General features: G+C 61.6%; 8 protein-coding genes. 5 read left to right on the forward strand and 3 right to left on the reverse strand.

Features of this window, described 5'->3' with window-relative positions; translation table 11 throughout:
* The first annotated feature begins 167 nt into the window (after positions 1 to 167).
* Together selD and mnmH are read left to right on the forward strand one after the other, a co-directional pair.
* Positions 168 to 1,202 (forward strand): selenide, water dikinase SelD, encoded by a 1,035-nt coding sequence (gene selD / locus PMI26_RS03865; protein ID WP_007979269.1) that lies wholly within the window; start codon positions 168 to 170, stop codon positions 1,200 to 1,202.
* Positions 1,202 to 2,305: a tRNA 2-selenouridine(34) synthase MnmH gene (gene mnmH, locus PMI26_RS03860; protein ID WP_007979271.1), complete on the forward strand. Its 1,104-nt coding sequence runs from the start codon at positions 1,202 to 1,204 to the stop codon at positions 2,303 to 2,305. The genes selD and mnmH overlap by 1 nt, the downstream gene beginning before the upstream one ends.
* A gap of 138 nt (positions 2,306 to 2,443) precedes the next feature.
* Here the strand turns inward: mnmH and PMI26_RS03855 are convergent, their stop codons facing one another.
* Positions 2,444 to 3,115, reverse strand: coding sequence for a hypothetical protein (locus PMI26_RS03855; RefSeq protein WP_007979273.1), 672 nt, complete (start codon positions 3,113 to 3,115; stop codon positions 2,444 to 2,446).
* Positions 3,116 to 3,483: 368 nt separating this feature from the next.
* Between PMI26_RS03855 and PMI26_RS03850 the strand changes: the two genes are divergently transcribed.
* Together PMI26_RS03850 and hemB are read left to right on the forward strand one after the other, a co-directional pair.
* Positions 3,484 to 4,194, forward strand: a complete 711-nt coding sequence (locus tag PMI26_RS03850; protein WP_007979275.1) for a glutathione S-transferase family protein — start codon at positions 3,484 to 3,486, stop codon at positions 4,192 to 4,194.
* 138 nt (positions 4,195 to 4,332) lie between these two features.
* A complete protein-coding gene (hemB, locus tag PMI26_RS03845; RefSeq protein ID WP_007979278.1) occupies positions 4,333 to 5,307 on the forward strand; it encodes a porphobilinogen synthase in 975 nt (324 codons plus the stop codon).
* A 121-nt stretch (positions 5,308 to 5,428) separates the two neighbouring features.
* Here the strand turns inward: hemB and PMI26_RS03840 are convergent, their stop codons facing one another.
* The gene (locus PMI26_RS03840; RefSeq protein WP_007979279.1) at positions 5,429 to 6,964 is read right to left on the reverse strand and encodes an FAD-dependent oxidoreductase; all 1,536 of its coding nucleotides are present in this window, start codon (positions 6,962 to 6,964) and stop codon (positions 5,429 to 5,431) included.
* Positions 6,965 to 7,279: 315 nt separating this feature from the next.
* The gene (locus PMI26_RS03835; RefSeq protein ID WP_033048311.1) at positions 7,280 to 9,490 is read right to left on the reverse strand and encodes a TonB-dependent receptor; all 2,211 of its coding nucleotides are present in this window, start codon (positions 9,488 to 9,490) and stop codon (positions 7,280 to 7,282) included.
* A gap of 280 nt (positions 9,491 to 9,770) precedes the next feature.
* Here PMI26_RS03835 and PMI26_RS03830 point away from each other — a divergent pair, with 280 nt between their 5' ends.
* Positions 9,771 to 10,865, forward strand: coding sequence for a DUF1615 domain-containing protein (locus tag PMI26_RS03830; protein WP_007979283.1), 1,095 nt, complete (start codon positions 9,771 to 9,773; stop codon positions 10,863 to 10,865).
* The last annotated feature ends 191 nt before the right edge of the window (positions 10,866 to 11,056 follow it).

Genomic DNA, 11,056 nt, shown 5'->3' on the forward strand with positions numbered 1-11,056 from the left:
AGCCTGCTCGCGAAGGCGGTGGCACATCCAGCAATGATGCGACTGGCACACCGCTTTCGCGAGCAGGCTCGCTCCCACAGGGGGGCAGTATCCACCAGCGCATCTCCTGCAAAGAAAAAGGCGCGTTTGCTGTAGGATTAGTTACCTAGACTCCAAGAGGTGACCCTATGAGCGAGCCGATTCGCCTGACCCAATACAGTCACGGCGCCGGATGCGGTTGCAAAATTTCCCCCCAGGTGCTGGAAGTGATCCTGGCCGGCAGCGGGGCGCAGAATCTCGACCCGAAACTCTGGGTCGGCAACGCCTCGCGTGACGACGCGGCGGTGTATGCCATCGATGAAGAACGCGGTGTGGTCTCGACCACCGACTTTTTCATGCCGATCGTCGACGATCCCTTCGATTTCGGCCGAATTGCCGCCACCAACGCCATCAGCGACATCTACGCCATGGGCGGCGATCCCTTGATGGCGATTGCGATCCTGGGCTGGCCGGTGAACGTGCTGGCGCCGGAAATCGCCCGGGAAGTGATTCGCGGTGGGCGTTCGGTGTGCGACGCAGCGGGCATCCCGCTGGCAGGCGGACACTCCATCGACGCACCCGAGCCGATCTTTGGCCTGGCCGTCACCGGCCTGGTGGAAAAGCGCCACATGAAGCGCAACGACACCGCCACCGCCGGTTGCCTGCTCTATCTCACCAAGCCCCTGGGCATCGGCATCCTTACGACAGCCGAGAAAAAGGGCAAGTTGCGCCATGCCGATATCGGCCTGGCCCGGGACTGGATGTGCACCCTGAACAAGCCCGGCAGCCGTTTCGGCAAGCTCGATGGCGTGACCGCGATGACTGACGTCACCGGTTTCGGCCTGCTCGGGCACCTGGTGGAAATGGCCGACGGCAGCCAGCTTACGGCGCGCATTGAATACGACCGGGTTCCGCGTCTGCCGGGTGTCGAGTATTACCTCGAACAGGGCTGCGTACCGGGCGGTACGCTGCGCAATTTTGACAGCTACGCCAGCAAGCTCGGACGCCTTCAGGAGCTGCACAAACGTGTGCTCTGCGACCCGCAGACCAGCGGCGGCCTGCTGATCGCCGTAACGCCGCAAGGCAACGAGCAGTTTCTTGCCGTGGCCGCCGAACTGGGCCTGAGCCTGGAACCGATCGGCGAACTGGTCGAGCGACAGAGCAACGCAGTCGAGGTGTTTTGATGTTCGTCGACTGCACCGATTACCGCGACATCTTCCTCAACGACCGGCCCATGATGGACGCGCGCGCGCCGGTCGAATTCAACAAGGGTTCGTTTCCCGGTGTGATCAACCTGCCGTTGATGAATGACCATGAACGCCAGCGGGTCGGCACGTGCTACAAGCAGCACGGCCAGCAGGCGGCCATCGTGCTCGGGCATCAACTGGTATCGGGCGCAGTCAAGGCCGAACGCATCCAGGCCTGGGCCAATTTTGCCCGGGCGCATCCGGATGGCCTGCTGTATTGCTTCCGCGGCGGCCTGCGCTCACAGATTGTCCAGCAATGGCTCAAGGACGAGGCCGGCATCGACTATCCACGTGTGGGCGGTGGCTACAAGGCCATGCGTACCTTCTTGCTGGACACCCTCGATCAAGCGGTTGCCCAGTGCGATTTCGTCCTGCTGGGCGGGATGACCGGTACCGGCAAAACCGAGGTGCTCACGCAACTGGGCAACAGCGTGGACCTTGAAGGCCATGCCAACCACCGCGGCTCCAGTTTCGGCAAGCGCGCCACCGGCCAACCCTCGAATATCGACTTCGAAAACCGCCTGGCCGTGGATGTGCTGAAAAAACGCGCCCGGGGTATCGAGCAGTTCGTACTGGAAGACGAAAGTCGTGCGGTGGGCAGTTGCGCATTGCCGTTGCCGCTGTACCAGGGCATGCAGCAGTTCCCGATGGTCTGGCTGGAAGACAGCCTGGAAGGTCGGGTCGAGCGGATCCTGCGCGATTACGTGGTGGATCTGTGCGCCGAATTCATCGACGTGCATGGCGATGACGGCTTCGCACTGTTTTCCGAGCGGTTGCTGGAGAGCCTGAACAATGTGCAGAAACGCCTGGGCGGCGAACGTCATCGGCGCATGCTGGTTTTGATGGAAGAGGCGTTGGCGGAGCAGGCCCGCAGTGGTGCGGTGGATCTGCACCGGGGCTGGATCGAAGGGTTGCTGAGCGAGTATTACGATCCGATGTACGCGTTCCAGCGGGAGAAGAAAGGTGCGCGGATCGAGTTTGCCGGGGAGCGGGGGGCGGTTCTCGAGTATTTGCGTGAGCGGGTGAATCAACGAAAGTGATGTCATCTTTACTGGCCCCATCGCGAGCAAGCTCGCTCCCACAGGGTTCAGTGGTGCTCATGCCTTCGTGATCACACTGCAAATCCAATGTGGGAGCGAGCTTGCTCGCGAAGAGGCCCGATCAAGCAATACACAACCTCAGGTCGGGCAGGTTTCAGCACCATTATCCAGACCTTGCTTGTACACATGGCTCTGCAGACTGGCCTTGCCGTTGTGCCAGGTCAGGGTGAGCACATACAGCGAGTCGTAGTCGCTGGATTCCCAGTCGTCGGTGATGGTCGTTTTCTTGCCGGTGGCGTCGCCGGCCACCTTGTTGATCAGCTCCGGCAGGTAGCCGTGCGACCAGGCGGTGTAGATGACCGAGTTGTGATACTTGTCGTGAAGCAGTTCATCGGCCAGGTCACTGGTGTCATTGGCGGAGAAATTGATGTTCACCGGCAGGCCCAGCTTGATGGCGCTGGGGCTGATGGTCATCAGGGGACGGATGTAGCTGTAGGAGTTGTCGAACTCGCCTTCCTCGACGTTACGGGTCGGGTTCGCCGCAAACACGTAGTTGGCCTTGCCGAACTTTTCCGGCAGCAACGTGGCCAGGTCGATGGCGCGGTTCAGCCCCTGGCAATTGAGCTGGCCGAGGCCGCCGTCGGGTTTTTCGCCGTGGCGCAGGAACACCAGCGTCTGGGTGCCGTCCATCGGTTGGGCACGACTCAGGCCGGATTCCAGCAACAGGAACACCGCGCTGAGCGCCAGCATGACGGGCAACAGCACGTAGGCGCGATGTTTAAAGCGTTTGGTAAAGTTGAACAGATTCATGAATAAAAGGTTCTTCAGCGCAATTCGGTTAAGGCTGACAAACCTTTACACCACGACTTTCCAGCGTCGGGTGTGTTCCATGTCGTTGAAGCCGGTCCGTTTTCAAAGGGGTGGTGCTCAGAGTCCCCTGAACCCGTTTGGTTCGATTCCGGCCAAGAGCGCAGCAATGTACCGGTAACCTTTAGCGGATTGCAGTGAAGGTTATCGACAGGATGTTGCGGATTTATGGACAGGCTATATCAGATGGTGGTGAAACCGTCGTGATCTCTCTTGATCTCCTCTATCAGCGAGATTGATGGCTCCAGGGGATCGCTGAGCCGATATCTCCATTATGATCGTCACTCTCACTGTCTTCGTGGATCCTGCCCATGACCGATTTGTCCGCCTTCCCCATCACCCGCAAATGGCCTGCCCAATATCCGGAGTGGATTCAGCTGTACTCCTTGCCAACCCCCAATGGCGTCAAGGTTTCGATCATGCTCGAGGAGATCGGCCTGCCGTATGAACCTCACCGGGTAGGCTTCGACACCAATGACCAGATGTCCCCGGAATTCCTGTCGTTGAACCCCAACAACAAAATCCCGGCGATCCTCGACCCCCACGGTCCGGACGACAAGCCGCTGGCGCTGTTCGAGTCGGGAGCGATTCTGATCTACCTGGCCGACAAGAGCGGGCAACTGCTGGCCCAGGAATCGGCCGCGCGCTACGAAACGATTCAATGGCTGATGTTCCAGATGGGCGGCATTGGCCCGATGTTCGGCCAGCTCGGCTTCTTCAACAAATTCGCCGGCAAGGACTACGAAGACAAGCGTCCCCGTGATCGCTATGTCGAGGAGAGCAAACGCCTGCTCAAGGTGCTCGACGGCAGGCTCGAAGGGCGCGACTGGATCATGGGCGAACGCTACACCATTGCCGACATCGCCACCTTCCCGTGGGTGCGCAACCTGATCGGTTTCTATGAAGCCGGCGATCTGGTGGGCATTCAGAACTTCCCCAACGTCACACGGGTGCTGGAGCGCTTTCTGGCACGGCCGGCGGTGGTGCGCGGGTTGCAGATTCCAAGCCCAATCGCTGGTTGAAATCATCCCCTGTAGGAGCGAGCCTGCTCGCGAAAAACGTAAGGGCAACGCGGTCATTCAGACAATGCGCGTTATCGTTAACGACCATCGCGAGCGGGCTCGCTCCTACATTCTGTCCTCTGATATTCAGGAATCCCCATGTCCAGCCAGTTCCCCGAAGCACGCCCACGCCGTCTGCGCCGCAATGCGAGCCTGCGCAGCCTGTTCCAGGAGACCGAGTTCAGCCTGAACGACCTGGTACTGCCGATTTTCGTCGAAGAAGAAATCGACGACTTCGTACCGATCAAAAGCATGCCCGGCGTGATGCGCATTCCCGAGTCGAAGCTGGCTGGTGAGATCGAGCGCTACGCCCGCGCCGGGATCAAGTCGGTGATGACCTTCGGAGTGTCCCATCATCTGGACAGCAGCGGCAGCGACACCTGGCGCGACGACGGCCTGGTTTCGCGCATGTCGCGCATCGCCAAGGACGCGGTGCCGGAAATGATCGTGATGTCCGACACCTGTTTTTGCGAGTACACCGACCACGGCCATTGCGGCGTGCTGCACAACCATGAAGTCGACAACGACCAGACCCTGATCAACCTCGGCCGGCAAGCCGTCGCGGCGGCCCGAGCCGGTGCCGATGTGATCGCCCCGTCGGCGGCCATGGACGGGCAGGTCCAGGCGATCCGCCGGGCCCTCGATGACGCTGGGTTTACCCAGACGGCGATCATGGCCTATTCGACCAAGTTCGCCTCGGCGCTCTATGGTCCGTTCCGCGAGGCGGGCGGCAGTGCGCTCAAGGGCGACCGCAAAAGCTACCAGATGAACCCGATGAACCGCCGCGAAGCGGTGCGCGAGTCCTTGCTCGACGAACAGGAAGGCGCCGATGCGCTGATGGTCAAGCCGGCCGGTGCCTACCTGGACATCATCCGCGACATCCGCGAAGCCTCGCGCCTGCCGCTGTCGGCGTATCAGGTGAGCGGTGAATACGCGATGATCAAGTTTGCCGCCCAGGCCGGAGCCATCGATGAAGACCGCGTGGTGCGCGAGAGCCTGGGGGCGATCAAGCGCGCCGGGGCAGACCTGATCTTTACGTATTTTGCGATGGACCTGGCGCTGGCGGGGGTCTGAAATCCACCAAATCCCTTGTGGGAGCGAGCCTGCTCGCGAAAGCGATCTGTCAGATATTGACGGAGTGACTGTCACGCCGCCATCGCGAGCAGGCTCGCTCCCACATTGGATCTGTGTTGAATCAGGGCGTGCCCAAAAACGCGCGGATCCCGTGGTCACGGAAATACCGTTCGATCACTTTCGGGTCCGCGCATGTCTCGGCAATCGCTACATAGGTATCGGGCCGCAACAGATAAAAGCCGTTGCGCCCCAGGCCCGCCGCTTCGAACGCCGGTCGCCAGTCGAACACATGCAATGGCAGATGGTGCTCGTGGCACCAGGCGATCATCTCGTCGCTGGTGTCGCCGTAGACATGCACCTGCCAGGTGATGCATTTGAGCGATTCAAAGTTGTCCCCCTCACCGTCATGGGCCCAGGGCAGGCGATCACCGCCATGCACGTGCCCGGCAACGCCTGTGCTCAAAGGCATGCCCCGATAATTCAGGGTGATCTGCGACACCGTGCGAAACAGGAATTGGCGTGAGGTTTCGAACGAGGTGATTTTCGGGAACAGGAACGGCGCCAGGCGCGTACGCAGCAAATCGGCCATCGGCCCGTCGGCGGTAACGAAGGTGAAGACCCGGTCAGTGGTCGCCACCAGTTTGCGGGCAAAGGCGATGCGCTCGGTTTCATAGGTGTCGAGCAATCTGGCCTCGGCAGCGCCGCTCAGCACGGCCGCCAGTTTCCAGGCCAGGTTGATGGCATCGCCAATCCCTGTGTTCATGCCCTGGCCGCCCGCCGGGCTGTGCACGTGGGCCGCATCGCCGAGCAAAAACGCCCGACCATTGCGAAAGTGATCCGCCACCCGGTGATGCACGCGGTAGGTCGAGAACCAGTTCAGTTGCTCGATCTGCACCTTCATGTGCTCGATGGCCCGGCTGCTGACGTCTTCGAAGCACAGGGTCTCGGCGTGGTCGGCACGTTCGTCGCGTACGGTGCCGATCAAGCGCGCGCGGCCACTGCCCGCCAGCGGGAACACGGCAAGGAAGTCCGCCTCGTCGAGGTCCACGTGCAGTTCACCGTTGAATGTCGGGCCGCTGCCCTGTACGTCGGCGACGTAGAAAATCTGCTGGTAAGTACCGCCGGGAAACCCGGTATCCAGGGTCTTGCGCACAATCGACCGGGCGCCGTCGCAGCCGGCGAGGAAACAGGCCTGACAGATTTCCTGCTGGCCGTCGGGCAGATGCAGCGTGGCGGTGATGCCGTCGGCGGTTTGCTCGAAGCTTGCCAGTTCGGTGTTGCGTTCCACCGAGATGCCGAAGGCTTGCAGGCGCTCGATCAGCAGCCGTTCATGCTCGTCCTGCGGGAAAATTTCCAGGAACGCGTAGGGTGTCAGTCCCGCGCCGACCTGGGTCAGTGGCAGGTGCGCCACAGGCTCACCCTTGACCCAGAAGTTGGCGGCCGCCACCCGATGGCCGTATTGCACAACCGCGTCGGCCAGCCCGAGTTGTCGATACAGTTCCAGCGTCCGCGCCTGGACAGCCAGCGCCCGGGACGTGGTGCCAGGGGCCGAGGCCTTGTCGACAATCCGCACGCGCACGCCCAGTTTGCTCAGCCACAACGCCAGGACCAGCCCGGTCGGGCCGGCGCCGATGATCAACACATCGCTTCTGTGCATGAACTCATCCTCCTCGCTGGGTAGAACAAGTATGGACGACTCGGCCCCCTGTAGGAGCGAGCTCGCTCGCGATGAACGAAAGAGCGCCGCGTTAATCCTGAGAGTACGCGTTATCGTTAACGTCCATCGCGAGCAAGCCCGCACCCACAGGTACAGGCACAGGCACTCGGCCCCCTGTAGGAGCGAGCTTGCTCGCGATGAACGAAAGAGCGCCGCGTTAATCCTGAGAGTACGCGTTATCGTTAACGTCCATCGCGAGCAAGCTCGCACCCACAGGTACAGGCACAGGGCAGGGCTGGGCTGGGCTGCCCTCAATTAGAAGTCGATGGTGCCCGACAACTTCGCGGTACGCGGTTCGCCCTGGGTCAGGTAACCCCCCTGGGCCGATTCCCAGTAGCTCTTGTTGGCGACGTTTTCCACGCCCAGGCGTACGGTCACGTCTTTTTCCTGGACCCTGAACGCGTAGCGGGCGCCGGCATCGAAGCGGTTCCAGGCCGGCAGGCTGAGGTTGTTCGCCGCGTCGGCGTATTGGCCGCCGGTGCGCAACATGCGTCCGTTCAGGGCTGCGCCCGGCAGGCCCGGCACGTCCCAATCGACACTGGCATTGAACTGGAAGCTCGGCACGCCGATGGCCCGGTTGCCATCGTTGAGGCCGTCCTGGGTGTTCTTCAGTTCGGTGTCCATCACGGTCACGCCGCTGAGCAGGCGCAGGCCGTCGATGGGTTCGCCGAAGACATTGAGTTCCACGCCCTTGTTGATCTGCTCACCGTCATGAATGAACACGGCGGTGGTGTCGTCGATGACTTGGGTGTAGCCGTCAGCGGGTTGTTCGATGCGATACACACCGAGGGTCGCACCATAGGTGCCCATGTCGACTTTGACCCCGGCTTCAACCTGTTTGGAGCGCGACGGCGCAAACACTTCATTGCCGTTGACCACGACCCTGGAGCCGGAGGTCGTCGGAGCCGTCGGCCCCTGGGCCAGGCCCTCGATACGGTTGGCGTAGAACGACACGTGGTCCCACGGCTTGAACACGATGCCGTACACCGGCGTGGTGATCGACTTGTCGTAGTTTGACGTGCGGTTTTGCGTGTTGTAGTCGTAGCCTTGAACGACCAGCTGTTGGCGGCGTACGCCCAGGGTGACCAGCAGGCGATCATCGATAAAGCCCAGGGTGTCGGACACGGCGGCGCTGCGCATGAAGGTTTTGCCGGTGATGCCCGGATCGCCCAGGTCACCGCCGGAGAAGCCGCCCGCTGGCGCCGGAACGTCAATCGGGTGGTAGATGTTGTTCGGGTATTGGGTCAGGTCGAAATCGAAGGCGTTGCGCTGTTGGGTCCAGATCCCCGCCAGCCCGAAGTTCAGTTTATGGGTCACCGTCCCCGTGGCGAAACGGCCATTGAGGCCGGCCATGGCGCTGGTGTTGTCTTCTTCGTGGGGAATGAATGAACCGCTGGTTACCGAGCTGCCATCGTTTCCCACCAGGGTGGTGGAGTCGTAGTTGCCGACTTCGCGGGTGTGCTTGGCGCCGCCGGCGGCGTAGGCGGTCCAGCTGTCGTTCAGGTCGTATTCGGCGCGCAGCATGCCGAAGGTGTCCTCGATCTCGCTGAAGCCCCACTTCTGCGCGTAGTTGGTGTCGGCGGAGGGCGCATCCGGGATGTGCGTGGCGTCGCCAAGGTTGACCGAGCTGCGGCCGCCGTTGATGCGTTCCTTCGAATAGACGAAATCGCCGGACAGGCGTAGCGCATCGCCGCGGTAGTCGAGGCCCAGGGCGAACAGTTTGGAGCGCTGGTTCTCGTCGTCGATGGCGGTGTCGCCTTCACGTTGGGACAGGTTCAGGCGGGCACCGAAGCGGTTGTCCTCGCCAAAGCGCTGACCGATGTCCAGGTGTTCGCCGATGCGCCCGTCGTCGCTGATGTCCGTGGTGAACCGTCGCAGCGGCACGTCACTGGCGCGCTTGGGTTGCAGGTTGACGCCGCCACCGATGCCGGAACCGGTCGGGGTGACGCCGTTGATGAAGGCGTTTGGCCCCTTGAACACTTCCACCCGCTCCAGGGCATCGGTGGAAATGATCTGCCGCGGCAGGATACCGTACAGGCCGTTGAAGGAAATATCATCGCCGTTCAGGGGCAGGCCGCGAATCATGAAGGTCTGGGCCTGGTTGGAAAAACCGGAAGCCTGACGCACCGAGGCATCGTTGAGCAGCACGTCGCCGACGGTTTCGGCCTGCTGGTCGCGGATCAACGCTTCGGTGTAGGACGTCATGGTGAACGGAACGTCCATGATGTCCTGGTTGCCCAAGATACCCAGTTGAGCGCCGCGGGCGACCTGACCACCGGCGTAAACCGGGGGCAGGTCGGACGGTGCCGGGGCCTGGGCGTTGACATTGACGTCGCCCAGCACCAGCGGTTTTCCTTGGGCCTCGGTTGTTTCGGGCGTTGCGGCATGGGCCGTCAGGGACAAGGAGCAAAACAGGGCCAGTAGCGTCGGGCGAAAAGGTACGCACAGTCGTGCTGGAGTGGTCATGATGAGGTCCTGGGCGGCGCGCGGCCGATTGGAAAAGGGGCGGCGCGGGAACTCCATGCGCAAATACGACTCCAGGCGCGAATGGTAGTTGTTCTCAGTAACGTTTTGCAATGCGTTTTCTGCAAGGTACGCAGGCATTTTCTGCACATGCAGATTTCGGATAACGGGGCTTCAGGGCCGTTTCAGTGGCAAATAAAGGCACGCGGTGGACAACGGTCAAAGCCGCTGCCCTGACATTGCTCGTATGGTTAAGCCGGACCCAAGGACTAGATGGAACGACATGCAAGCCAATCGATTGATCTTCAGCATCGCCTCTTTGTTGATACTGGCCGGTTGCGGCAGTCAGCGGACCCAGGAATCGGCGGCGCGCAGTCCGGACCAGGTGAAGGCCGAGATTGTGCGATTGCTGCCGGCCAAAGCCGCCGATCCCCAAGGGTGGGCCACGGATATCCAGGTGGCGTTTACCGCGCAAGACATCTCGCCGACCACGCAAAACCTGTGCTCGGTGCTGGCCGTGACCGAACAGGAGTCGACCTTTCAGGTCGATCCGAGCGTACCGGGCCTGGGCAAGATCGCCCGCGACGAGATCGACCGTCGCGCCGCCAAGGCACACATTCCCGGCCTGCTGGTGAGCGGTGCGTTGAAGCTCGACTCGCCCAACGGCAAAAGCTACAGCGCCCGCCTGAATGCCGCGCGTAGTGAAAAGGAGCTGAGTGGCATTTTCGACGACTTCATCGGCATGGTGCCAATGGGTAAAACCCTGTTCGGTGGCTTCAACCCGGTGCATACCGGCGGACCGATGCAGGTCAGCATCGATTTTGCCGAGCAGCAGGCCAAGGGCTACCCGTATCCGGTGCAGGGCTCGATCCGCCATGAAGTGTTCACCCGGCGTGGCGGCATGTATTTCGGCATCGCGCATCTGCTGGGGTATCCGGCGAGCTACCCACAGCCGCTGTACCGCTTTGCGGACTTCAACGCGGGTTGGTACGCCAGCCGTAATGCCGCGTTTCAGAACGCGGTGAGCCGGGCTTCCGGTATCCCGTTGGCGCTGGATGGCGACCTGGTGCGTTACGGTTCGATCATGCCCGGCACCACGGAACTGGCCGTGCGCACCCTGGGCAAGCAACTGGACATGCGCAATCCGGCGATCCGCGGGCAACTGGAAGAGGGCAATACCCTGGCATTCGAAGACAGCAAACTCTATCGACGGGTTTTCGAACTGGCCGAACGGGCCGAAGGTCGGCCGTTACCCCGTGAAGTGTTGCCGGGGATCGTGCTGCAAAGCCCGAAAATCACGCGCAAACTGACCACCGCTTGGTTCGCCAAACGGGTCGATGAACGTTACCAGCGCTGCATGGCGCGGGCAGGGAAGTAATCGCGGGCTAAAAAAAGCATAAAAAACCCGGCGGGTGAGGCCGGGTTTTCGTCGAGTCCTGCGGTAAAGCCCTGCATTCAGACAGCGCGGCTTTCGATCAGGCGATCGGAACCACCTTCAGCGACGCGGTTTTCGATCAGGCGATCGGAACCACCTTCAGCGACGCGGTTTTCGATCAGGCGATCCGAACC

Source organism: Pseudomonas sp. GM33, from assembly GCF_000282295.1.
In the GTDB taxonomy this organism is placed as follows: Bacteria; Pseudomonadota; Gammaproteobacteria; order Pseudomonadales; family Pseudomonadaceae; genus Aquipseudomonas; species Aquipseudomonas laurylsulfatiphila.

Bases quoted from the DNA above. Each gene is read 5' to 3' on its own strand.
- selD (WP_007979269.1), top strand. From the start codon at position 168: ATGAGCGAGCCGATTCGCCTGACCCAATACAGTCACGGCGCCGGATGC.
- mnmH (WP_007979271.1), top strand. From the start codon at position 1,202: ATGTTCGTCGACTGCACCGATTACCGCGACATCTTCCTCAACGACCGG.
- PMI26_RS03855 (WP_007979273.1), bottom strand. From the start codon at position 3,115: ATGAATCTGTTCAACTTTACCAAACGCTTTAAACATCGCGCCTACGTG.
- PMI26_RS03850 (WP_007979275.1), top strand. From the start codon at position 3,484: ATGACCGATTTGTCCGCCTTCCCCATCACCCGCAAATGGCCTGCCCAA.
- hemB (WP_007979278.1), top strand. From the start codon at position 4,333: ATGTCCAGCCAGTTCCCCGAAGCACGCCCACGCCGTCTGCGCCGCAAT.
- PMI26_RS03840 (WP_007979279.1), bottom strand. From the start codon at position 6,964: ATGCACAGAAGCGATGTGTTGATCATCGGCGCCGGCCCGACCGGGCTG.
- PMI26_RS03835 (WP_033048311.1), bottom strand. From the start codon at position 9,490: ATGACCACTCCAGCACGACTGTGCGTACCTTTTCGCCCGACGCTACTG.
- PMI26_RS03830 (WP_007979283.1), top strand. From the start codon at position 9,771: ATGCAAGCCAATCGATTGATCTTCAGCATCGCCTCTTTGTTGATACTG.